This is a genomic window from Tardiphaga sp. 20_F10_N6_6 (assembly GCF_052076045.1).
GTDB classification, from domain to species: Bacteria; Pseudomonadota; Alphaproteobacteria; order Rhizobiales; family Xanthobacteraceae; genus Tardiphaga; species Tardiphaga robiniae.
The window spans coordinates 1,728,711-1,752,033 of record NZ_CP197239.1 but is presented as its reverse complement, the minus strand read 5'-3'; the positions used below and the strand labels follow the sequence as shown (position 1 = coordinate 1,752,033).

The window sequence follows — 23,323 nt, the reverse complement described above, 5'->3', positions numbered from 1 at the left end:
TAATTTCATGTCGCATCGTAATTTCATCTGGATCTGCCTGCTGCCGCTCGTGGTGGTGACAGCAGCCTTCTTCCTCTTGCCGATGGCGCAATTGCTCGCCGTCGGTGCCGGTGGATCGCGCGGCGTGTCCGCCTATCTCGCGATCATTACAGAACCGCGCTATCGTGCCACGCTGATCAATACGGTCGTACTCGCTGCGGCGACGACCATCGCCACGCTGGTGATTGCCACCATCGCGGGCCTGTTTCTGCAGCGGCATCGCTTCCCCGGCCGCGCCGTGCTGATCGCGATGCTGACATTTCCGCTGGCATTTCCCGGCGTCGTGGTCGGCTTTCTCATCATTCTCCTTGCAGGACGTCAGGGCCTGATCGGCGCCATCACCGCCGCGGTGACGGGCGAGAAAGTCGTATTCGCTTATTCGATCTTCGGTCTGTTTCTCGGCTATCTCTATTTCTCGATTCCGCGCGTGATCCTCACGGTGATGGCCGCGGTGCAGAAGCTCGATATCGGATTGGAGGAGGCAGCGCGTTCGCTCGGTGCGAGCCCGTGGGCGGTCCAGCGCGACGTGGTACTGCCGGCGCTCGGGCCGGCTTTCGTAGCCTCGGGCGCGATTGCCTTCGCGACGGCGATGGGGGCGTTCGGGACAGCCTTCACGCTTGCGACCAACATCGATGTGCTGCCAATGCTGATCTATACCGAGTTCACATTGGCGGCGAATTTTGCGATCTCGGCGGCGCTGTCGATCGGACTCGGCGTGATCGCCTGGGCAATCCTCGCGCTGGCCCGCTCAATGAGCGGCGGCGCTGTCGCGGCGGCGGGGTAAGCCGATGCGCGATCGCCTGATTTTCGCTGGCCAGCTCGGCTTCACACTGCTCGTCGCGGCGTTCCTCGTCGTGCCTGTTGTGCTGTCGATTTCCGCTGGCGTCACCGTCAATTACTTCCGTGGCATCCAGTCGGGCGTCACCCTGCAATGGGTGGTACAGGTCTGGAACCTCTATGCCGGTGAAATCGGGCTGTCGTTTCTGATCGCCTTCGCGACCCTGGCGGTGACGCTGGTTGTCGGCGTGCCCGCGGCTTATGGGTTACACGTGAAGAGCGGTAGGTTGTCGCGCGTGATCGAGGAGATCATCACGCTGCCGCTGGCAATCCCTGGCCTGGCCATCGCGCTGGCGCTGCTGCTCACCTATGGCGGTTTCGGTGGCTTCAGGCAGTCGTGGGTCTTCATCCTTACTGGCCACGTGATCTTCACCATGCCCTTCATGGTGCGCTCGGTGATGGCGGTGTTCGCTTCGGTGGACATTAAGACGCTGGACGAGGGCGCTGCCTCGCTCGGCGCCTCGCCATGGACGCGGTTTTGCAATGTCATCGTGCCGAACGCCATGCCCGGCATTCTCGCCGGATCGCTGATGGTGGTGACGCTGTCGCTCGGCGAATTCAACCTGACCTGGATGCTGCACACGCCGCTCACCAAGACGCTGCCGGTCGGCCTCGCCGATAGTTACGCGTCGATGCGGCTGGAAGTGGCATCGGCCTACACACTGATCTTTTTCATCATGATTGTGCCTCTTCTGGTGGCGATGCAGATGTTTGCCGAGAAGGGCGAAAAGAAATGAGCGGGATCGCAGGCCACGGTGCGGCCGTCCATATCGAGAACTGTGGCAAGACCTTTCCGGACGGTACGCAGGCTCTGGCGCCGGCTTCGCTGGATATCGTCAGTGGTGAGACGCTGGTGCTGCTCGGTCCCTCCGGCTGCGGCAAGACCACCATGCTGCGGATCATTGCCGGGCTGGAGACGCCCGATGTCGGTGGTCGTGTGCTGTTCGACAAGACCGACATGACGGCGGTGCCGATCGAGCAGCGCCATGTCGGCATGGTGTTCCAGTCCTATGCGCTGTTTCCCAACATGACGGTGGCCGAGAATATCGGCTACGGGCTCAAGATCCGCGGCGTCGACAAGGCCGCGCGGCAGGCGCGCATCGCCGAGATGGTGGCGCTCACCAATATTGGCGGGCTCGAAAACCGCCGGATCGATCAATTATCTGGCGGTCAGCGTCAGCGCGTCGCGCTGGCGCGCGCGGTGGCCGTGCGCCCACGGGTGCTGCTGCTGGATGAGCCGTTGACCGCGCTCGATGCGTCGCTGCGCGACCGGCTGCGCAGTGAACTCAACAGCCTGCTACGCTCGCTCGGGATCACCGCGATCTATGTGACTCACGATCAGGCCGAAGCGATGGAACTCGGTGACCGCATTGTGGTGATGCGCAAGGGCGCTATCGCCCAGATCGGAACGCCGCGAGAGATCTACTTTGCTCCCCAGAACCGCTTCGTCGCCGAATTCGTCGGCGCGGCCAATATCGTCGAGGGGCCGGTGAGCGGCGGTCGGCTGACGCTGCCCGGCGGCTGGCTGGCGCTCAATGACGCCGCCGACAACGCTGCGGCGGTGGCGATGATCCGGCCAGAGACCATCGGAATTGTCGCCGAGGCAGACGCCTTCCTGCGCGGCATGGTCGAAAGCGTCGCCTTTATCGGTGATCGCCAGCGTCTCGGGGTGACGGGTGCGGCGAACAAGCCGTTGACGGTGGACGCGCCGAACACCATCAATGTGCGTGCAGGGGAGCGCGTCGGCCTGTCGGTCGCGCCTCAAGCGGTTCGCGTGTTGCCGAAAGAAGATTGATGTCGAAGCCCACCATCATCGCGCAGATCTCCGATCTGCATATCAAGGCGCCGGGCGAGCTGGCCTATGGCAAGGTCGACACGGCGAGGGCGCTGGAGCGCGGTGTCGCCGAGCTGAACGCGCTCGATCCGCGGCCCGATCTCGTTGTCATCTCCGGCGATCTCGTGGATACGCCGACGCCGGGCGAATACGAGCATCTGTGGCGGCTGCTCGCTCCGCTCAAGATCCCCTTCATCGGCGTCCCCGGCAATCACGACGCCCGCGACATGATGCGCGCGGCATTTCCAGATTGGGCCTATGCCAAGTCGTTGGGCCCGCTCGATCAGGCGCGGACGGTTGGCCCGCTCGATATCATCCTGCTGGACTCGCATGTGCCGGGCAAGCCGCATGGCACGCTGGAAGTGGCAACGCTGGCGTGGCTGGATGCCACGCTGGCATCATCGCGCGAGCGGCCGGCTTTATTGTTCCTGCATCATCCACCGTTCCGCACCGGTATCGAGCACATGGACGTGCAGGACCTGTTCAACGCGGATGACCTCGCAACCATCGTCCGCAGGCATCCGCGCGTGCGCATCGTCGCCGCCGGTCACGTCCATCGCGCGACACTGACGACATTCGCCGGGACGGTTGCGACCATCTGCCCGGCGCCGAACCATGCGGTCGATCTCGACATCGCCGAATTGCGTCCGCCGTCCTTCCGTGTCGAACCGCCCGCTTTCCACCTGCATGTCTGGTTTCCGGATGGCGAGGAGGGCGGCCATCTGGTCACGCATCAGGTGCCGATCGGCGACTTCGACGGCCCGCATCCATTCTTCGGCGCTGACGGGAAGTTGCTCTGAGCTAGACCAGCGCGTTCGCCGCGATCAGGCTGCGATAGAACTCCGCGCTGAGCTTTGGCGTTCGTTTCTGCGTGGCGAAGTCGACGTGATAGAGGCCGAAGCGCTTTTCATAACCATCCGACCACTCGAAGTTATCCATCAGGCTCCAGTGGAAATACCCCGCTACGGGGATGTCTTCCGACGTCGCGCGCTGCAGATGCGTGAGATAGTTCCTGAGGTACATGACGCGGTCGAGGTCGTGGATCTTGCCGTCGCCGGCTGGCCGGTCGGCAGCCGATGTGCCGTTCTCGCTGATGTAGATCTGCTTGACGTTCCAAACCTTCGCAACATTGCGCGGCGCCCAATACAGCGCTTCCGGTCCGATCCGCAGCCAGTCTGAATCCATGCGCGGGAACGAGATCGGGAACGGCACCAGGGCGAAGCCGTGCTGATCGCCACTCGCTACCACATAATATTGCGGCATGTAGACGTTGAGACCGACGAAATCGACGGGGGAAGAAATGATCTTCAGTTCTTCGGCGGTGAAGCTCGGCGCATTCTTGCCGGCATAGGCCAGGAATGCATCGGTGTATCTGCCTTCGAGGATGACGGTCATGTAGCCACCATTCATCTCGCGCGTTGCGATTTCGGCTGCGCGGATATTGGCAGGCGTCTCGATGGCCGGAACGCAGGATGCGACATTCTCGGCAACGCCGACCTTGGTGTCGGCGCGTCCATTGGCGCGGATCGCCTGCACAGCCATGCCGTGGCCCAGTGCGACGTGATGGCGAACCTGGTTGAGCTGCGGCTGTGGCAGCTTGAGGCCGGGCGCGAGCTCGACCGGGCCGTGGCCATAGCCGAAATCCACGAAGGTCCCGCATTCATTGATGGTGAAGATGTTTTTGACGCGGTCGGTGATGCGCTGTGCGACATGGCCAGCATAGTCGCCGAACGCCTTCGGCGTATCTGATGACGCCCAGCCGCCAACGCTATCCTGCAGCGCCTGTGGCAGATCCCAGTGATACAGAGTGGCGAATGGCTCGATGCCATTGGCCAGCAACTCGTCGATGAGACGATTGTAGAAATCCAGCCCTTGCGGATTGGGCGTGCCCACGCCCGTCGGAAACACGCGCGACCATGAGATGGAGAAGCGATAGGCCTTCGCGCCCAACGCCCTCATCAGCTGGACGTCTTCCTTGTAGCGATGGAAATGATCCACCGCGTGGTCGCCGTTGCCGCCGCCACGGATCTTGTTCGGCGTGTGCGAATAGCTATCCCAGATTGAGGGGCCGCGGCCTTCGGCCGCGACGGCACCTTCGATCTGATAGGCCGACGTGGCGGTGCCCCAGACGAAATCCGCGGGAAAACGCCGGTCGTTGGCAAGCGCCGCCGGTGTGGCCGAGACTGTTTGAGCTTCGGCCTTTCCAGGCGGGACGGCGAGGCCGGCGGCGAGCGCGCCGGCCGCCCCAGTGAAATCGCGGCGCGTGAAACGATGGGACACTTATACTCCCTGCTAGTCCGGGACGCGACGATCAGTCGTCATGCGGCTCATGATAGTTCTCTGCGCCGCCTTTCCAATAGCCAGACGCCTTGACCCACGCCTTGGGATGCTGGCGCTCGTCGACGAGAATCTTGCGGAGGCGCTTGGCGACTTCGGATTCCGCGGCGATGAAGGCGTAGCCGTCTCCAACGGGAAGTTTGAGGCTGCGCAGGGCATCTTCCATCAGGGTGGTCGAACCGGCGCTCTGCTGGCCACGATGCAACCAGTTGATGGTGACGGAGGCCTTGGATGCGAAGATCTGCTCCTCGGCAGCATCGGCGACTTCCGCGATCACGATGGCCCGTGTGGCAGGACGCAGTTCTTCAAGTCGGCGGCCGATGGCGGGCAGGGCAGTTTCGTCGCCGATCAGCAGGTACCAGTCGAAGTCGTCCGGCACCACGAACGAACCGCGCGGGCCGCCGATACCGACTTTATCGCCTGGCTTGGCTTGGGTGGCCCAGGTCGTGGCAGGCCCCGCATCATGAATGGCGAAATCGATGTCGAGCTCTTTCGCGGCTTCGTCATAGCGCCGCGGCGTGTAGTCCCGCGCGATTGGCCGCGCGCTCTCATCGACCAGCACGCGGCCTTCGCTGAAGGCGGGCATCAGGGGCTCGGCTTCGCCGGGGCGCGGGAAGAACACCTTGACGTGGTTGTCATAGGACGCGCTGACGAAGCCATCGAGGTCGTCGCCCGTGAGGGTGATGCGCTTCATATGCGGCGTCACCGACGTCACGCGCTTGACGGTCAGCAGGCGGCGCTTCAGCTCGTGCCGAACGCGCGTGATGCGATGAAGATCGTTGGAAATGGTGTCTGAAGATGTGTCGGTCATGTGGATTCCCGGGGAATCCAGATCGGCCTGTTTGACGCGATGTCGCGCAGGTCGAGCCTGGATCAGGTTCGATCGGCGCGTTGGTTCACGTTAACGCTTACGTGCGGCCTCGCCGAGACAGCAATCACGGCAGAGGTAGCGAAACGTCCTTTTACGTGCAAGCCCGGGATTGTCGCACGCGACGCACGATGGCGTGAGGCCGGAAGCCTTCTAAACTGGCTGACGTCACCGCATGGACATTGCGGCCTTTCCGGGGGAGAACGGTTTCCGGATGTGGCGGCATGCCCCCGAAATCATTGGACGAGATCGACGTAATGAGCACTGAAGCAAAGTCTGCCACGCGCGTGGCCATTGTTGGCCTTGGCCCGATCGGCCGCAAGGTGGCGGAAGCCCTGGACCGCGGTATCGACGGTCTGGTTCTGGCGGCGGTCGCCGTGCAGAATCCGGAGAAGCATCAGGCGTTCCTGTCCGGTCTCGGCAAGGCGCCGCCGGTGCTGCCCATCGCAGGCCTCGTGGATGTCGCCGATATCGTGATCGAATGTGCGCCCGCAGCGTTGCTGCCCGAGATCGTCAAGCCGTTCGTCAGCAAGGGCAAGACCGCGATCGTGCTGAGCGCCGGAGCGCTGTTGTTCAATGACGATCTCATCGCGCTGGCCAAGGCCAATGGCGGGCAGATCGTGGTGCCGACCGGGGCGTTGATCGGGCTCGATGCCGTGACCGCTGCCGCCGAGGGCAAGATCAACACGGTGCGCATGGTGACGCGCAAACCGGTGAAGGGCCTCGCCGGCGCGCCCTATATCGTCGAGAACAAGATCGACATCGAGAGCATCACCGAACCGATGAAGATTTTCGAGGGCACGGCGCGCGAGGCTGCCAAGGGCTTTCCCGCCAATCTCAACGTCGCCGTCGCGCTGTCGCTCGCAGGCGCGGGCCCCGACGCCACAACGCTGGAAATCTGGGCCGATCCGGCGCTGACGCGCAACGTCCATCGCGTCGAAGTGGATTCGGATTCCGCGCGGTTCTCGATGCAGATCGAGAATATCCCGTCGGAGAATCCGAAGACCGGCCGCATCACCGCGCTGTCGGTGATCGCCTATCTGCGCAAGCAGCGCGCGGCGCTGCGCGTCGGGACCTGAAGCCTATTTGCTGCTTTCGGCTTGATGCGCAGGGGCTATCTGCTGCGCAGTCTCGATTCCCTGGGTCCGGGCGATCCTGGCGAGTTCGCAGCCTTCGCAGTAGCGGCGATCCTTATACTCGATCCAGTTGTGCGCGAACACGCGCTCGTTCGGGATATCGTAGCGGGCCTGCAACACGCGGACGAGTACGCGCCAGGCTGCGATCTGCGCGTCAGTCGGCGGCTTGCGGACATTGGGGTAGTTGCCGACGAACTCGACCCCGATCGATGAGTCATTGTCGATCTGCTGATAGGTCCCGCTGTTGTCGATATACTTGTTGTCGTTGCGGTTGCCGCGGTTGAGATGGTTCGGCACCGCCCATTCGGGCGTCGACCAGTAAACCGTGCCGTCGGTCTCGATCCAGATGGCGACGCCGCGACGATCGGGTTTCTGCATCTGCGCGACAGCGTTACGCCAGGCGGAGCCGACCGCGCCTTCCGACTGATGGACGACGATGTTGCGCCATTCACGGGCGTGGCGGAGATCGGTCCATGGCCTTAGCCAGACCATGTTGAGGCCGGGAATGTCGGGGGTGCCGCGGGAGCGGGCGGCGATCTCGAAGTTTGACAGCGTCTGGGCGGTCGCCGGTGTGGCGATCGCGCACAAAGCCAGCAATACCCCGACGATCCGATCTCTCATGTCCCTCGTTTCCGAAGGCGTCTCATAACGCCTCCGGAAAGCGTAACCGAGCCGCGCTGGGAGTCAAATCCGCGGCTCGGTATGATCGTCGCGCTAGGGCAGCCTGCGCGCGTAGGTTGCGCTCAGTTGAAGTATTCGGGCAGGGTGAAGCCGGCGTAGAACTTGTCGTTGCGGATCGCAGTCTTGAACGTGTCCGATTGATAGGCCGCAACGATGTCCTTCGCCCATGGCGCCTCGGCATTGCCCCGGCGGACGGCCACGACATTGGTGTAGGGCTTGGTCATCTTTTCCAGTGCGAAGGCCTCGGTCAGCTTCAGCCCGCTATAGATCGCGAAATTGCCCTGCACAGCGGCGAAGTCGGCATCGCCGAGGGCGCGCGGCGCCTGCGCGTTTTCCAGCGGGACGATCTTGATGCCCTTCGGATTCTTGACCACGTCGAGCTCTGTGACGTCGACGGGGTTGTTGTCCTTGATCTCGATCCAGCCGAGATCGCGCAGGATCCACAGCGCGCGCTGCAGGTTTACGGGATCATTGGGCACCACCACGGTGGCGCCGGCCTTCACGGCATCGGATGTCTTGTGCTTGGTCGAATAGAGACCCATCGGCGGCGTCGGCACCGTGATAATGCCGGTCAGGTCGGTCTTCTGGCGCTGGTTATAGCTGTCGAGGAACACCGTGTGCTGCATCACATTGGCGTCGATGTCGTTCTTGAACACTGCGGTGTTGGCTTCCAGACCCGTCGAGAACTCATAGTATTTGACGGTGTAGCCCTTCTTTTTCAGCTCGGGCTCGACGCCCTTCTTGAAGCCGTCGATATAGGGGCCGGGTACGAAACCGACCTTCAGTTCAGGCTTGGTGGCGGACTGCGCGTCGGCATGATCACCAAAGGAGACGAGTGCGAGCATCGCGGCGGCGATGGCGGAGAGGGCGGTCTTCATTGTCGTTGTCTTTCAGGGAATGTCAGAATGGGATTACTTCGGCGCCCAGATCTTCACGTCGCTGGCATCGACCTTCACGGGGATCAGCTTTTCGTTGAAGAAGGCGTCGGCGATGATCTGCTGCTCGGACAGGCCGGCCTTGGTGACGGCGCCGACCTTGTAGGAGCGGTGGCTGTTGGCTTCCTCGACAGTGGGGGCGTCGATGCCCCACAGGCTTGAGAGGAGCTTGGCGGCTTCCTTCGGCTCGGCCTTGGCCCATTTGCCGGTTTCATCGAGCTTCTTGAAAATGACGTTCAGCACGTCACCGCGCTTGTCGGCATAGGCGGCCGAGGACAGATAGTAGCGCTTGTAGCTGGCGAGGCCATTGCTGCCATCGGCAAGCACGCGGGCATTGGACTGGCGCTGTGCGCTGGTGAGGAATGGATCCCATGCCACCCACGCATCGACATTGCCACCGACAAAGGCGATGCGGCCGTCGGCCGGCGGCAGATAGGCCGGCTGGATGTCCTTGAAGGTGAGGCCGGCCTTGCTCAGCGCGGCGAGCAGCAGGAAGTGGCTGCCGGCGCCTTTGGTGACCGCGACCTTCTTGCCCTTGAGATCGCCGACCGTCTTGAGCGGCGATTCCGCCGGCACCACAATCGCCTGTGCGGCTGGCGAGGCGGCTTCCTCGGCGATGTAAGCGAGCTTGGCGCCGGCCGCCTGCGCGAACAGCGGCACGGTGTCGGCGACATCGGCGCCGAAGTCGACATTGTTGGTGTTGATGGCTTCGAGCAGCGGCAGGCCGCTGCTGAATTCATGCCAGCTGATCTTCACGCCGAGCGGCGCGAGCGCCTTCTCCAATTCGCCATTGGTCTTCAGCACGGCGATCAGCGTCGACGACTTCTGATAGCCGATGCGCACCGTGTCCGGCGTCTGCGCGCAGGCGAAGGAGACCGACAGCATCGAGGCTACGGCGGCCAGTTGCAGCGCCCGGGTGCGCCGGAACACGAAGCGTTCGATGAAGCGGGCGATGTGAATCGGAAGCATGTTGGGACTGCTTTGCTGATGATGTTTCGTGAGCAGCAAAGGTGCGAGAGCAGCGCGTTTCCGTCAATGAAATGGCCAACTGTAGTTCCGGGCGCGGCGATGCAGGCATGCTGCGATGGCCTTGTTGTGCAGCGGAAACGTTCTCTGCATGCCTTCCGGGTGGCTGCGGAAGAGCAGGTTATTTCCCTGCGGCGGAGATGAAGCTGCTCCCGGAGCTGACCTTCGGATTGCAAAACTTGCAGACTGCCCGCGACCTTTGAAAGCACAATCTTCGCAATCGCGCGTAGCGTTTGACCATCACGCCCTTGCATCCCCCGGGCGCAACTGGAGCAACAGCGCATGTCCTATTCCCGACGATCCGTGGTCGCAGGTTTCTCCGCAGCACTGTTGCTGTCCGCCGGGCTCGCCGCATCGCCAGCCGCGGCGCAGGAGTTGAAGGAAATCCGCATCGGCTTCCAGAAGGCCGGCATCTTCCCGGCCGTGAAGCAACGCGCGACGCTGGAGAAGGTGTTCAAGGAAAAGGGCATCAGCGTCCGATGGGTCGAATTCCAGTTCGGGCCGCCGATCCTTGAAGCCATCAATACCGGCAATGTCGACTTCGGCTATGCCGGTGATGCGCCGCCGATCTTCGCGCAGGCTGCGCGTGCCAATCTCGTCTATATCGCCGCCATCCCGTCGCGGGGCTACAATCAGGGCATTGTCGTTCCCGAGAATTCACCGATCAAGACGCTCGCCGATCTCAAGGGCAAGAAGGTCGGCTTCGGCAAGGGATCGAGCGCGCATAACACGATCATCGCCGCGCTGGAGAAGGCCGGACTGACCTATGCGGATATCACGCCGGTCTATCTCGGCCCCGCCGATGCGGTGGCGGCATTCGCCGGTGGCAATATCGACGCGTGGTCGATCTGGGATCCGTATCTGGCGCTCGCTGAGGGCAAACAGGCGCGGGTGATTGCCTTCTCCAAGGACGTGCAGGATTCCATTTCGTTCTTCCTCGCCAACAAGGATTTCACCACCAGGCATCCGGACATCGTCGCGCTGTTCAACAAGACCTTTGCCGATGAAGGAAAGTGGGCCGAAGCCAATCGCGCCGAGGTTGCGACGCGGCTGCAGGAGGCGACCGGTGTCGACAAGGCCGCCACCACGCGCGCCGTCGAACGGTCGAACTACACGGTGGTGCCGATCAACGACCGGATCATTGCCACCCAGCAGGAAACGGCGGATCGCTTCCACAAGCTCGGCCTGATCCCCAAGGCGATCAACGTGAAGGACATCGTCTGGACCTGGACCCCGGGCTCCTGAGCTCCCGAAAACTCGCCGGGAGACGATTAGCGCTGTCACCAGCCGTCTCCCGGCACTCTTTTACTCCCGCAGGCCATTGAAACCGCTGGATTTTCCTCATTTGTGCAGTGCGGTTGAAATAATGCCCGAAATCAGTAGGTTGCCGCCACGGCGCCCGCGACACGCAGGCCGGCCCCGTGCTTCACAACTGCGCAGAAACGTCATTCAATGAACGCTCCCCTGTCCAAGCCGACCGGAGCGCCCGTGCCAGTTCTCGATCCGCAAGATCCTGGCCAACAAGGGCGTGCCATCATCTACTTCGATGGCGTCAGCAAGATCTTCCCGTCGCGGAAGGATTCCGCCGAGGTGAAGGCGGTCGACAATATCGATCTCGTCGTGCCCGAAGGCGCCATTGTCGGCGTGATCGGCAAGAGCGGCGCCGGCAAGTCGACCCTCATTCGCCTCATCAACGGGCTCGAACAGCCGACCCACGGCAAGGTTACCGTCGACGGCCTCGACATCGGATCGCTGGATGAGAAGGCGCTGCGCCAGGCGCGCCGCTCCATCGGCATGATCTTCCAGCATTTCAATCTGCTGTCGTCGCGCACCGCCTTCGACAACATCGCGCTGCCGCTGGAGATCGCCGGCACGCCCCGCAAAGACATCAAGGGAATCGTCGAGCCGCTGCTCGACATGGTCGGCCTTGCCGACAAGCGCGACCGTTATCCCGCTGAACTCTCCGGGGGCCAGAAGCAGCGCGTCGGCATCGCGCGTGCGCTCGCTACCAAACCCAAGGTGCTGCTGTCGGACGAGGCGACCTCGGCGCTCGATCCCGAGACCACCGCGCAGATCATCGCGCTGCTCAAGCAGATCAATGCCGATCTCAACCTGACCATCCTCTTCATCACCCATGAAATGTCCGTGGTGAAGAAGCTGGCTCAGCGCGTCGCCGTGATGGAAGGCGGCCAGATCATCGAGCAGGGCACGACCTACGAGATCTTCTCGAAGCCCACGCACGCGACGACCAAGCGCTTTGTCGGCGAAGTCACCGGCGGCAATGTGCCGGAATGGCTGCAGGCCAAGCTGCTCGCGGACTATGCGCCCGGTCGTCAGGCCGTGATCCGCATCGCCTTCACCGGCGCCGATGCCGATGAGCCCGTACTCTCACGGCTGACGCGCGCCTACGGTGTCGATTTCAACATCATGCATGGCCAGATCGAATATGTCGCGGATCATCCGTTCGGCACGCTGATCGCCTCCGTCGCGGCCGAGCCGGAATTGCAGGCGAAGCTGATCGCCGACCTCACCGCGACCCGCAACACCGTGGAGCATCTCGGCTATGTCGCCTGAACTGATCAACATGATCCTGTGGTCGACGCTGGACACGCTCACCATGGTGGCGCTGGCCGGCATTTTCGGCACGCTGGCCGGATTGCCGCTCGGCATCTTTCTGGCGACGAGCCGCGCGGGTGAGCTGTTCCCGGCGCCGAACGTCAATCGGTTGCTTGGCCTCGTCGTCAATGCCACGCGCTCGACGCCGTTCATCATTCTCGTCGTCGCCATCGTGCCGCTGACGCGCCTGATCGCCGGCACCTCCATCGGCACCAGCGCCGCCGTGGTGCCGCTCACCATCGCGGCGACGCCGTTCATCGCCAGGGTCATCGAAGGCGCCATCCGCGAAGTCGATCAGGGCCTGGTCGAAGCCGCACGTGCCTTTGGCGCCAGTCCGCTGCAGATCGTCTGGAAGGTCTTGTTGCCTGAAGCGATGCCGGCGGTGACGCTGGCGCTCACGCTCGCGACCGTCAGCCTGATCGGTTATTCCGCCATGGTCGGCGCCGTCGGCGGCGGCGGGCTCGGCGATCTCGGCATCCGCTACGGCTATCAGCGCTTCATGCCGGAAGTCATGGCGACGGTCGTCGCCGTGCTGATCTGTCTCGTGCAGGGCGTGCAGAGCCTTGGCGACTTCATCTCGCGCCGCCTCGACAAGCGCACGCGACATTCCTGAGTGGTCACCCGTATCAGCGGGCCCGCTCACACTCGTTTACTCACAATGGAAAACACCATGTCTCTTCGTCACTATCTTCTCTCCATCCTTGCCTTTGCCGCACTCACCGGCGCCGCTTCTGCGGAGACCATCAAGGTCGGCGTGACCCCGGGTCCGCATGCGCAGGTGCTGGAAGCCGCCAAGGCCGTCGCCGCCAAGAAGGGCCTCGACATCCAGATCATCGAATTCTCCGACTATGTGGTGCCGAATGCGGCGCTGGAAGCCGGCGACCTGCAGGCCAATTCGTTCCAGCATCAGCCCTATCTCGACAACCAGGTGGCCGATCGCAAATACAAGATCGTTGCGGTGGGCAACACCATCAACTTCCCGATGGGCATCTATTCGAAGAAGGTGAAGACCTGGGACGAGGTGAAGTCGGGCGCCACGCTGGCGATCCCGAACGATCCGACCAATGGCGGCCGCGTGCTGATCCTGCTGCGCGACAAGGGCATCATCAAGCTGAAGGACGGCGTCGGCTTCAAGCCGACCCTGCTCGACATCACCGACAATCCGAAGAAGCTGAAGATCACCGAAGTCGATGCCGCGCAGCTCCCGCGCACGCTGCCTGACGTCGACGTCGCCGGGATCAACACCAATTACGCCACCCAGGCCGGTCTCGATCCCGTGAAGGATGCGATCCTGCGCGAGGATCCGAAGGGCCCGTATGCGAACATCATCGCCGTGCGCACCGCCGACAAGGACAAGCCCTGGGTGAAGACGCTGGTGGAAAGCTATCAGTCGCCCGAGGTGAAGGCGTTCATCGACGAGAAGTTCAAGGGCTCGGTGCTCGCGACCTGGTAAGGTCCTTCTTTTCCCTCCCCCTTGCGGGGAGGGTGGCCGGCCGCTTGGCCGGTCGGGTGGGGGTGCCACAAGCGGCGCCCTCACGTGGGGCAACCCCCACCCCGGCCTCCGCTTCGCTCGGCCGACCCTTCCCGCCTAGCGAAGCTTCGCTTCGCGCGGGGGGAGGGATATTTCTGGCGCCGTCGCGCCATCGCATCTCCAAAATTTCAAAGAGCCACGCGCTCGCATTCTCGCGGCGCCAATGGCGTCCGAGTTTTGCGCATTCCTTCCCACCCTCAATCGAGAGGGCGTGCGGAACGCCGGGTGCCCGTTGCACCCTTGGGCCTGATGCGATGCGGTCTTCCGCAATCTATAGAGTGCATCAGGACTTTCGGACGCGCTGGGCGAAGTGCCCGGCGTTCCGCCTGCGGTGTTTTTTCGGTTGCCTGCACATCTGCCTTGGCGAACGGCCCCATCACCAAAATTAGTGTCCCAGGGCGGAGGGACAGGGTAGCCTCAAGCACTTAAGCCGGACGCGTTTCGAATTGGTCGTCCGTCATACTGTCCAGGGGTCTTTCCCATCCCAAGGCCGGCCGTGTCCTTGCCAGTGGCAGTGCTGGCGCAGATCCGTCCTGCCCGAAGACAGACGTCACCCATGAACCGCGTAACGCCGCATCTCCGGCGTCCACCGCATCCAGCCTCGCGAACGTGACGATCGCGCTCGCCCCTCTCATCGAGGCCGGACGATAGGGAATATAATCAATATAGGGATACTGTCAACGTGATATAGGAAAAAATGTGTGAGCGCTGTCTTGCCCGCGCCACACTCGTCATTCCGGGGCGGGAGGAGGCGCCGAAGGCGGCGTATCGCGAACCCGGAATCTCGGCCTGTTCTGCGCTGAACATGTCGGGATTCCGGGTTCGCGTCCGGCAAGTGCCGGCCGCGCCCCGGAATGACGAGCAAGGCGGCCCGGCATCCACGGCTGGCCTTCAGCCTCAAACCCCATGTCCACATGCCATCCCCTTGAAATCCAACCGCAATCTGCCGGTAGCAGCGGGCAGGGGATGCGACCTCACATGAGGTTGAGACCCGCCGCGCAACGTGTTACCTGACGCGGCGCGCGGGTATAGCTCAATGGTAGAGCAGCAGCCTTCCAAGCTGATGACGAGGGTTCGATTCCCTCTACCCGCTCCATATAAATCAATGACTTAGAAGCCGTTTTGTTTGATGCTTAAAAGACGGGGTGCCCTTCAGGGTGCCCCTGTGGCGAAATCACCACGCACGATAATAAAGAATCATCCTGCGTCATCGTCGGCCGCGTCTTCGTCATCGTCCGTCGCCTTGTCCTGTTCGGCCTCGATTTCGCACTGGTAGCCCATCGACTTGCCCAGGCTGTGCACCGCGCGTTTCAGCAACCATTCGCCGTCAACGCCTTCACGGAAACCGCTGGTGTTCAACGTGGCTTCGGCCTGCACGTCGGGGTCGCCTGGCATCGTGATGGACAGCGTGCGTTCACCCCTGGTGCGCCGATCTAGTTCGGCTTGGGCGGCGGCCCGCGCCGCGTCTTCCGTCTGATACCAGTGGCGCAGCCGGCGCACGGGTTCGCCCTTTCCGATGGTGACGGGGATGCGCTGGGCGTTCCGCTTGTTGTGCCAGTAGGCAATCACGGTGCCGGGGCTGTCCTTGGTTGCCAGCGTCATGCGCCAGCTGGACACCTGGCTGGAATTCACCGCGATGGTTGGCAGGTCGTCACCGTCCGAATTCTTCGATTCGCCCAGCTTCACCATCACGATTTTGCCGCCGGCAGGCTTGGCCAGGGCGTCGTAGCGCTTGGCCACGCGTATCAGAAAACTGATGTCGGATTCGTCGGTTTGATCGAAGTGCGGCAGCGCGATGGACGCGAGCGACGGCGCAACAGCGGGCTGCATGCCGTGTTCCTTAGCGATCTTGGCCACCAGGTCGCCCAGCTTCACGCCCTTTTTCCAGCTGCGCGTTTTCTGCGTCTGCAAGTCGGTCTTGCCGCCCTTGCTGGTGTCGTATGGCGCGGCCTTCGCGCGGATGCACATCTGGCCAGGCCATCCGCTCAATTCTACTTCATCGACAATGTACAGGCCCTTGTCGGTCGTCTGCCCTTCGTAGCCCAGGAACACGCGCAGTTCGGCGCCCGTGGGCGGGATGGCGATAGGGTCCGCCGGGTCATGGTCGGCCAGCGTCACTTCCAGCATGTCCGAATCCATGCCGGCTTCGTCCGTCAGGCGCAGGCTGATAAACCGCGCCATGATTTTGCTGGTGATGTCTTCGCTGTTCGCTTCAAGGCGGAACGTGGGCAAGTGCGGCGCGATCACGTCCACAGCGTTACCCCGGTTGCTTTCTCCGTCGTGTCGATGTCGGGCAGCGTAACGATGACGCCGGCCGGCAACAGCGGCCCCATGTCTGCCAGGCCCTTGTTGGCGTCCAGCAGCTGTTCGACCACCAGGCGTTCCGTGGTGCCGTAGTGCTTCCAAGCGATGTAATCGGCGGTGTCGCCGTCGCGCGTACTATATTGCAATGCCATCGCTGAATTTCCGAAGTGACACGGTGAATTCTTGCTTGCGAGGAAGGCCAAGCGCAGCGAACACGCCCTGGCCTTCGTCCACCGTCGTGATAACCCACAGGCCAAACACATTGCCCATGCCGCTAATCAGTAGCTGCGGCTGACGCGTCGCTGCGATTGCGCGCAGCGCGTCAACCTGTGCGAAGCCGCCGCGATACACGGGCAGAATGACGCCGTTCAGCGTGATGGTGTCTTCGCCTGGCCCCGTGTACTGCAACGCGTCCAGCTGGCCGAAGCGTTCCTGCGCGGCCCATTTATATTCCGTGCGCCGCTTCAGTTCCTGATAGGCCGCCGTGTTCACGCTGAACGTGAACGAACCCAGGCGCAGCATCGGGAGAGAACCGCCAAGGCTATAACCGATCATTGCGCATAGCCTCCGTCGGGCATCGCGGCGCGCTCGCGGACTTTCTTGCGGCGTTCCTGCTCATCAAGGATTCGTTGCATCAACTGCGCGCCGTTCTCGCCGGGCAGCTGCGTGATGGTGTAGGTGTTGGTGCTGTTGTCGGTGAAGCCGCCAGGCGCAGTTCGTGCCGGCAGTCGCGGCAGTTCCGGCCCTGGGCTGTTCGCGGCATCACCCAGCGTACCAGGCTTCGCGCCGTCATCGCCCAGGCCGAAAAACGATTTGGTGTCTTTCCACTTCTGGCCCACCCACTCGATTTTATCGGTGATCCACTTCAGGCCGACTTTCCACACGTTCACGATGTCATCCACCAAGCCGGTGAAAAACACTTTCACCGGGGTGAATGCGCGCGTGGCCGAACCCATCACGTCCAGGCTGTCCCACCAGGTCGTAAGCGTAGCCTTCGCGTTGGTGAATATGTCGATTATTCGGTTCCACAGATTGCCGAAAAATTCCTTGATGGGCGTCCAGTATTTGTAAATCACGAATGCCGCCACACCGATGGCGGTTATCGTCAGCCCGATGGGGTTCATCAGAAGCGCGCGGCCAAGCCACAGCAGCGACGTGCCAACGAAACGCAGCGCGACACCAGCGCCACGCAGAGCGGCGCCGAATACTGGCGCGGCGCGCGAAGCCACATACATGCCGGCCGCCAGCGTTGTGACAGCGCCGCCCACGGTGATAAGCACAGGCGCGAGCGCAACCAGGCCCGCCGACAGCGCGACAAGTCCAACGGTCATGTACTTGGCCAGGCGCGGGTGCTTGTCGGTGAACGCGTTCAGGCGGTCCAACCCGTTGGCCGCCATTTCCAGCGCGCGCGAGTAGATGGGCAATATGTTTTCCCCCACGCGCAGTTTCAGGTCGGCCAGCTTCGCTTCGGCGTCCAGTTCCTTGCCGGCGGCCATGCTGCGGCCTTCGCGGTCCAGCGTGTCGATGTCGGCTGCGCCTGAATTCAGTTTTGCATTTTTGCGGATCTGGTCGCGCTGCAAATACATGGCGGCCATGATATCGGACGCCTTTCTGTTCGAATTGATGCTGCCGATGGCGTCAAGAATCGCGTCCTTCGACGTGATGCCATGTTTCGCCAGCGTGGGCAGTAGAACTTGCTCCATCCATTCGAATTGTGATTGCCGGAATAAGTCCGAACCTTTCAAAGCACCAGGGTTAAGATACTTGATTTGGCCGGCCTTATCCTCTGTCACTTTACTGTGGTCGGCAATCAGTCCAAGGTCTTCCAGGTTGTTGGCGGCGCGCTTCGTTGTCCGACCTTGGTACAGCGCAGCATAGCTAGACATGAGTCCAGTGCCAACGCGGTCGCCGCCCATTTCCTGCACCAAGGGTTCCATCTGGTAAAAAAACGCATCATCGCGCATGGACTTGGCAGCAAGTCCGCCCGTAGCAATCATGTGTCGCCATTCTTCTGGGCCAACGCGTCCACCTGTCGCGGAAATCACCCGCTGTATCATGTTCGCTTGGTTCTTGAATTCGTCTTCACTCTTCAAGCCGCCGCGAAGCTCGATCACCTTCAGCATATCCATGAACTTGGCTTCGTTTTCGTGGCCTTTCTCAGCGCCGAAGAACGCGGCATTGCCGAACTTCATTTTGGCCAGCGTAGGCGCCACCATTTCCGCATGGTGCAGGTCGCCAAACACAGACATGGCATCACGCACCAGCGTAAGGTTTTCCAGCTGGCTAGTGCCGTAGGTCTTCATGCTCTTGGCGAAGTCGAACGCCTTTTTGTTCGTGTCGTCGTCCATGCCCAGCTGCATGACGCGGCCCATTTCCGTCTGGTACGCCTTCGCTTCCTTGGTGCCCAGCACCAGCGGTGCGCCCAGGACTGCGCCGGCCGCGCCGGCTGCAACGCCAACGCCCGCAGCCTTGTGCGCAAACTCTTTCCGCGAAGTGTATTTGGCCTGGGAATTGGCAAGCTTTTCCTGGGCCTTTTGCGCGCGCTCTAGCTGCGTCGTCAGCTTCGCGTACTCGGTGCGCAGCCCGTCCACGTTCTTGCCCATGCGGCCGAACGTCTGAATTGATTTGCCCAGCAGCGCCTGGCGCTTCTGTAGCGCCTGGATTTCCTTACCGATGCTGGATAGACCTTCCTTCGCGCTGGTGAACGCGAATTTCAGGCTGCTGGATAGCGAACCGCCGATGGTGATGGTTGCGTTAAGCCGCTTATTACTTGCCATGTTCGTTTAGGCCATCCAGCCACCAAGTGAAACGGGATGTGCGCATGGCCATGATTTCAGCCTGCGCCCATCCCGTATGGGACGCGAGCGCCAACGCCCCGCCGCGTATGTACTCCGCGCTCAGTCGGTAAAAGACGCGTAGGCGGCTTGAACGCGGTTGTAATCACGGACGGGAAGCCGGCGGATGTCGTCGGGCGTCACGTCGCACAGATTGGCGAAGTAGGAAACTTCCTTGATGCCTTCGCTGCCCTTCGCTTCGGATGCCACCAGCTGGTCGTTGACGGTCGGCTCGCGCATCGTCAGAAAACCCACCTTCGCGCCGTCGATTTCCAGCGGGCGAGAAAGGTTGATGGTCATGGTGCCGTCGCCGTTGTCCTTGAACTTCGCTTCAGCTTCGGGGGTGGTAATTTTCGCCATGCTTCACCTGTGTGTCGTATTTTGTTTTGGGTAGGGCCGGCCGGCGCATGGTCGGCCCCGCGCCAGGCTTAGATGCCAAGCGCCGAACGGATGGCCGCCAGCGCGTCGTTGCCGCTGATGATGCGCACCATGTTTTCCACGTCGATTTCGTGAACCACCGTGCTGCCGTGCTGCATCTTGTAGTACACAAGGTTCATGGTGATTTTCAGCAGCGGGATTTCCCCCGGCTTGCTGGTGCCTTCGTCAATCTCGGTGATTTTCCCGCGCGCGGTGCGGATAACCTGCGTCACCGTGCCGTCGAAGGATTCCAGCGCTTCGCGCACGGTGATGGGCACCGTGGCACCTTCAATCACGCCGAACAGCGACAGCACATCACGGTCGTATGCCTTCAGGCTGAAATCACAATCCAGGGCTTCCATGCCCATGGTGACTTTCACGGGCGCGTCCATGCCGCCCGCGCGGAAGTCTTCGGTTTGAAGCGTCAGCTTCGGGGTGTTGAATTCTTCAACCTGTCCGGCATAGCCTTTGCCATCCACGAACAGGTTAAAGTTTTTGCGAATGTCACGGGCGGCCATTATGCGAAGATGTCCTTGATGTAGTCATCCACCAGGTGCGAACGGAACGTGATGTGTTCGGCCGGATAGACGGGGGTGAAGTCGAAGTCAAAGAACACTTTGCCCTGGGCGATTTGGTCCGGCGTGTTCAGGTCCGGGTCTGCCCAGCACGAACCGCCAAGGATGGCACCCTGCGTCACCAGATAGCGCAGATACGAGTTTACCCGCTCCACCACTTCGGTGATGTAGTTTTTCGTGATGCCTTGATCCACTGCCCACATGTGCGCGGCGGCCAGACTGTCGTCGATGATGTCCTGCGTGCGGCGAACACACAGGAACCCGCCGGACAGCGAACGGTTGCCCCAGAGCAGGAACCCGCTTTGGCGGATGATGGTGGCCACGTTCTTTTCGTTCAGCAGGTTCGCGCGCGCGTTGCTGTCGCCCAGCTTGAAATCGATGGCGCGGAACGTGCCCTGAATGCCGTTGATTTCCTGGTTGGACGGGGACCACCACCAGCCGCGCTCTGCGTCGGACTTGGCAATCAAGCCGGCCACGCACGGGCTGGCATAGGCGCTTTCGGTGTTGCCGTCGCTGCCAGTGCGGATCACCTGCGGGTCCACCAGATACACGCGGTCGCTGCCGAAGTCGCCCGCGTAGGCGATGGCGTCCGCGTCGTTCGTGTTCGGGCCGTCAGCGATGATGACGCCGCGCAGCGATTCCGCGATGCCGATAAGTTCGGCTACCACGGCATTGCCGGCGGTGCCGAACGACGCGGTGCCCACGGCGCCAGTGCCGCCGCCGCCAGTGAATGCGACGGCGGGCGCGCTGGTGTAGCCGCTGCCGTGCTTCGTGACGGTCACGGCGGTGACTGCGCCGCCGACAACGGTTGCCGTTGCTTCGGCGCCGCTGCCACCGCCCCCGGTGAACGTGACAGCCGGCGCGGTCGTGTAGCCCGTGCCTGCCGTGGTGACGTTCACCGCCAGCAGGCCGCCCGTAACGCGCTCGTCAGTGAAGCCAGGTGCCAGCAGGATGCGCGGCGCGAAACCCAACACGGATTCGGCGGCCTTGAATGCGTAGATGCCAAGATATTGGCCAGTCGCCGCATCGACGCCGCCCAGCACGTTGGCCAGCGTTTCCGCGTCGGTTTCGCCTTCCTCGACTCGAACGACGACGACGACGGCGCCGGACTGGTCCAGGATGCTGTCCAGCGCTTCGGGCAGCGTGCCTTGTTCGTCGCCGGTCGTGTCCAGCTTGGCAGCTTCAACGCGACTACCCGCGATCAGCACGGGGGTGTTCAGCGGGAAGGCGGTAGCGTCAGCATCGGGCGCGGTGCCAACGATGCCGATAACGCTGGCCCGCACGGTGGGAATGGGGCGCGCGCCGTCGTTGATGTCGATGACTTCGACGCCGTGCAGAAAAGTGTCAACGGCCATATTTTTCCTTGCGGGTGCCTAACGGTTTGATTGCCGCCATTGTCCGCGCGGATGGGTCGTGTTTCCTCCTGGGGGATTTCCGATAAAAAAAGCCACCCCGAAGGGTGGCAAACAGGCGTGCGGGAATTCTCGCTTACGATGACGCCGGGATTTCCAGCGCAGGCAGGGCGGCGATAAGTTCGGCGTCTTCGGGAATGGCCCGATTTCCGGCGTTCACGTCGTCCAGGATTTGATAGCAGGTTGCCCATACAAGGCTGCGCCAAGCGCGGAACGCCTGGCCTTCAGCCTGGAATTTCGGCACCGCCGGTTCGTCGGCATACGTCACCGCCGTTGCGATGTCGTCATAGTTCAGCTTGCGCGCTTCGTCGTCCATGAATTTCTGAACAACAGCAACCTTGCCGGCGGCGATGACGGACGGGTCGGGCACGGGCGGTTCCAGCGGGTCAACGATGAATTCACCGCCGCTGTAGCGCAGGTCAAAACGCGTTTCGAACTGCGCATCTGAAAGCGCCACGGCGCCTTCGGGAAGTTCGCTCACGGTGTCGTCGTTGTGTGCCGAAGTTATCCGGCCGGCTTCGTCAATGAATGCGTAGAGCATCGGTTATGCCTCTTTGATGATTTCGACGATCGAATAGACTTCACTGCCGCCAGCACTCACGGCACTACCCAGGCCATTTGTGGGCACGGCTTCCTGGCAGTAGTGCCGAAGCTCAAACACATTGTTTGCGGTGATCGTGATACGCCCATCAACATGGGAGCGCGTCTGCGTCGTTTCGCTGGGGGTTGCAGCCAATGAGGTTGTATTTTCGGATGTGCCGATAATAACCGTAGCGGCATCCGTCACGTTATAGAAGCGTGCATTATGCAGGTTCACGCCGTTGCCCGGAGTGCTGGCGCGAATTCGGTAAGTGCCAGCAGGGAGCGTGATTTGATTGGACAAAAGCGACGCGCCGGTAATGGTGTTCGCACGAACCGTGTTCAGAACGCGTACAACGAACGTGTTTGCCGTCGATGCGCCAGCGGCAACGCCGGATGACGTTTCATGCGTTACCAGCATATACCCGATGCCGATAGCTGACGCCGTGATGGCCTGCTTGGTCTTAAGCGGCGTCATCGTGTGCGTGTTGTTCGTGCCCGTCGTGGCCTCGGCAGTCGTCGCCAGCGTCGTGAACCCGCGCTCCGTTTCCGACGCGTCGGCAATCGTGCTGGTGGGGTCGTTCTGATACATGTGGACGCGGTAGCCAGCCGGGTACGAACGCGCCAGCGTGATGTGCGTGGCGTCGGTCTTCGTGTAGTCCAGCGACTCGATAAGCCGCACACCTTCGATGTAGACGGCAATTGCCTGCGTGGTCAGCGTTGCGAGCGTGACGACGGTTTGCGATGCGGCCAACGTCTGCCGCTCCGTCTTCGCATCGACAATCACCTGGACGGCGGCGGTAGGGTCCACCCAACGGAAATTTTCGCTGCTGTTGTCGGTCTTCGCCAGCACCTGGCCCGTGGTGCCGCCGGCCACCTTGGCGCGCAGCAGATAATTGTCGGCCACCCATTTCTGGCTGGCCAGCACAATGGCAGGGTCAATCTTCAGCGTCACCGTGCTGCTATTCGACACCAGGATGACGATACGCACCACCAGGTCGCGGCCGGACCCTTCGGAAATCTGCGGCTTGTAGGTGGCCGGGAAATTCGCCACCGCTACCATGTCGCCGGCAGAATTGAACACGCCGACTTCATAGACCACCCAGCCGCCCACATCCGTGGGAATGACAAGCTCCGCAATCATGTAGTTCGGATTGTCGGGGTCCACCGTCAGCTGGTTGATTTGCGCCCGGTATCGCTCGCGCACCAGCGCGGTTTGGTTTTCGTTCGGCGTGGTTGGGTTGCCGTTGCCATCGCCCACGGCCATGGCGGTCCATTCGACGGTTTGCCCCGTCGCAACGGCGTTTGCGATTTGCGCCTGGCCGGCTTTCGTCAACAGTGTGAAATAGGTGGATGCCACGT

General features: G+C 62.1%; 23 protein-coding genes and 1 tRNA gene. 10 read left to right on the top strand and 14 right to left on the bottom strand.

Annotated elements, in window-relative coordinates; genetic code table 11:
- Positions 1-7: 7 nt before the first annotated feature.
- Genes AB7813_RS08525 through AB7813_RS08510 form a run of 4 tightly spaced genes read left to right on the top strand, consistent with a single transcriptional unit; the run spans position 8 to position 3,510 of the window.
- Entirely contained in the window at positions 8-823 is an 816-nt protein-coding gene (locus tag AB7813_RS08525; RefSeq protein ID WP_068732044.1) for an ABC transporter permease, read from the top strand.
- A gap of 4 nt (positions 824-827) precedes the next feature.
- Positions 828-1,613 (top strand): ABC transporter permease subunit, encoded by a 786-nt coding sequence (locus tag AB7813_RS08520; RefSeq protein WP_120293094.1) that lies wholly within the window; start codon positions 828-830, stop codon positions 1,611-1,613.
- Positions 1,610-2,671, top strand: a complete 1,062-nt coding sequence (locus AB7813_RS08515) for an ABC transporter ATP-binding protein (protein WP_439064244.1) — start codon at positions 1,610-1,612, stop codon at positions 2,669-2,671. Before AB7813_RS08520 ends, AB7813_RS08515 begins: the two co-directional genes overlap by 4 nt.
- On the top strand, positions 2,671-3,510 hold the full coding sequence (locus tag AB7813_RS08510; RefSeq protein WP_439064243.1) for a phosphodiesterase: 840 nt from the start codon (positions 2,671-2,673) through the stop codon (positions 3,508-3,510). The genes AB7813_RS08515 and AB7813_RS08510 overlap by 1 nt, the downstream gene beginning before the upstream one ends.
- Position 3,511: 1 nt before the next feature.
- Here the strand turns inward: AB7813_RS08510 and AB7813_RS08505 are convergent, their stop codons facing one another.
- Positions 3,512-4,990 (bottom strand): GH1 family beta-glucosidase, encoded by a 1,479-nt coding sequence (locus AB7813_RS08505; RefSeq protein WP_441228027.1) that lies wholly within the window; start codon positions 4,988-4,990, stop codon positions 3,512-3,514.
- Between the two features lie 31 nt (positions 4,991-5,021).
- Complete coding sequence (locus AB7813_RS08500) at positions 5,022-5,858, bottom strand: siderophore-interacting protein (RefSeq protein WP_439064241.1); 837 nt, start codon at positions 5,856-5,858, stop codon at positions 5,022-5,024.
- Between the two features lie 314 nt (positions 5,859-6,172).
- On the opposite strand from AB7813_RS08500, the gene AB7813_RS08495 reads away from it, so the two are divergent.
- Positions 6,173-6,994, top strand: a complete 822-nt coding sequence (locus tag AB7813_RS08495; RefSeq protein WP_439064240.1) for an aspartate dehydrogenase — start codon at positions 6,173-6,175, stop codon at positions 6,992-6,994.
- Positions 6,995-6,997: 3 nt separating this feature from the next.
- On the opposite strand, the gene AB7813_RS08490 is transcribed toward AB7813_RS08495, so the two are convergent.
- The 3 genes from AB7813_RS08490 to AB7813_RS08480 all read right to left on the bottom strand — a co-directional run bounded on the left by AB7813_RS08490 (position 6,998) and on the right by AB7813_RS08480 (position 9,552).
- Positions 6,998-7,672 (bottom strand): peptidoglycan recognition protein family protein, encoded by a 675-nt coding sequence (locus AB7813_RS08490; protein ID WP_439083211.1) that lies wholly within the window; start codon positions 7,670-7,672, stop codon positions 6,998-7,000.
- Positions 7,673-7,794: 122 nt separating this feature from the next.
- Positions 7,795-8,610 (bottom strand): MetQ/NlpA family ABC transporter substrate-binding protein, encoded by an 816-nt coding sequence (locus tag AB7813_RS08485; RefSeq protein WP_439064238.1) that lies wholly within the window; start codon positions 8,608-8,610, stop codon positions 7,795-7,797.
- Between the two features lie 33 nt (positions 8,611-8,643).
- Positions 8,644-9,552: an aliphatic sulfonate ABC transporter substrate-binding protein gene (locus tag AB7813_RS08480; protein WP_439084224.1), complete on the bottom strand. Its 909-nt coding sequence runs from the start codon at positions 9,550-9,552 to the stop codon at positions 8,644-8,646.
- Positions 9,553-9,975: 423 nt separating this feature from the next.
- Between AB7813_RS08480 and AB7813_RS08475 the strand changes: the two genes are divergently transcribed.
- The 5 genes from AB7813_RS08475 to AB7813_RS08455 all read left to right on the top strand — a co-directional run bounded on the left by AB7813_RS08475 (position 9,976) and on the right by AB7813_RS08455 (position 14,936).
- Complete coding sequence (locus tag AB7813_RS08475; protein WP_439083212.1) at positions 9,976-10,938, top strand: aliphatic sulfonate ABC transporter substrate-binding protein; 963 nt, start codon at positions 9,976-9,978, stop codon at positions 10,936-10,938.
- A gap of 207 nt (positions 10,939-11,145) precedes the next feature.
- Positions 11,146-12,267: a methionine ABC transporter ATP-binding protein gene (locus AB7813_RS08470; RefSeq protein ID WP_439083213.1), complete on the top strand. Its 1,122-nt coding sequence runs from the start codon at positions 11,146-11,148 to the stop codon at positions 12,265-12,267.
- Positions 12,257-12,922 carry a methionine ABC transporter permease gene (locus tag AB7813_RS08465; protein WP_068732062.1) on the top strand — a complete coding sequence of 222 codons (666 nt, stop codon included), beginning with the start codon at positions 12,257-12,259 and terminating at the stop codon, positions 12,920-12,922. Before AB7813_RS08470 ends, AB7813_RS08465 begins: the two co-directional genes overlap by 11 nt.
- A 45-nt stretch (positions 12,923-12,967) precedes the next feature.
- Positions 12,968-13,762 (top strand): MetQ/NlpA family ABC transporter substrate-binding protein, encoded by a 795-nt coding sequence (locus AB7813_RS08460; RefSeq protein ID WP_439083214.1) that lies wholly within the window; start codon positions 12,968-12,970, stop codon positions 13,760-13,762.
- A gap of 1,100 nt (positions 13,763-14,862) precedes the next feature.
- A tRNA-Gly gene (locus AB7813_RS08455) sits at positions 14,863-14,936 on the top strand.
- A gap of 101 nt (positions 14,937-15,037) precedes the next feature.
- Here the strand turns inward: AB7813_RS08455 and AB7813_RS08450 are convergent.
- From AB7813_RS08450 to AB7813_RS08410, 9 genes are all read right to left on the bottom strand, one after another.
- Positions 15,038-16,093: a hypothetical protein gene (locus AB7813_RS08450; protein WP_441228026.1), complete on the bottom strand. Its 1,056-nt coding sequence runs from the start codon at positions 16,091-16,093 to the stop codon at positions 15,038-15,040.
- Positions 16,084-16,296, bottom strand: a complete 213-nt coding sequence (locus AB7813_RS08445) for a tail protein X (protein ID WP_441228025.1) — start codon at positions 16,294-16,296, stop codon at positions 16,084-16,086. The genes AB7813_RS08450 and AB7813_RS08445 overlap by 10 nt, the downstream gene beginning before the upstream one ends.
- The gene (locus AB7813_RS08440) at positions 16,280-16,666 is read right to left on the bottom strand and encodes a phage tail protein (RefSeq protein ID WP_441228024.1); all 387 of its coding nucleotides are present in this window, start codon (positions 16,664-16,666) and stop codon (positions 16,280-16,282) included. Before AB7813_RS08440 ends, AB7813_RS08445 begins: the two co-directional genes overlap by 17 nt.
- Positions 16,667-16,695: 29 nt before the next feature.
- Complete coding sequence (locus tag AB7813_RS08435) at positions 16,696-18,921, bottom strand: phage tail tape measure protein (protein WP_441228023.1); 2,226 nt, start codon at positions 18,919-18,921, stop codon at positions 16,696-16,698.
- 120 nt (positions 18,922-19,041) lie between these two features.
- Positions 19,042-19,338: a phage tail assembly protein gene (locus AB7813_RS08430; RefSeq protein WP_441228022.1), complete on the bottom strand. Its 297-nt coding sequence runs from the start codon at positions 19,336-19,338 to the stop codon at positions 19,042-19,044.
- A gap of 68 nt (positions 19,339-19,406) precedes the next feature.
- Positions 19,407-19,913 (bottom strand): phage major tail tube protein, encoded by a 507-nt coding sequence (locus AB7813_RS08425; protein ID WP_441228021.1) that lies wholly within the window; start codon positions 19,911-19,913, stop codon positions 19,407-19,409.
- The gene (locus AB7813_RS08420) at positions 19,913-21,325 is read right to left on the bottom strand and encodes a phage tail sheath C-terminal domain-containing protein (protein WP_441228020.1); all 1,413 of its coding nucleotides are present in this window, start codon (positions 21,323-21,325) and stop codon (positions 19,913-19,915) included. The genes AB7813_RS08425 and AB7813_RS08420 overlap by 1 nt, the downstream gene beginning before the upstream one ends.
- A gap of 133 nt (positions 21,326-21,458) precedes the next feature.
- Positions 21,459-21,923, bottom strand: coding sequence for a hypothetical protein (locus tag AB7813_RS08415; protein ID WP_441228019.1), 465 nt, complete (start codon positions 21,921-21,923; stop codon positions 21,459-21,461).
- 3 nt (positions 21,924-21,926) lie between these two features.
- On the bottom strand, positions 21,927-23,321 hold the full coding sequence (locus AB7813_RS08410) for a phage tail protein (RefSeq protein WP_441228018.1): 1,395 nt from the start codon (positions 23,319-23,321) through the stop codon (positions 21,927-21,929).
- Positions 23,322-23,323 lie beyond the last annotated feature (2 nt).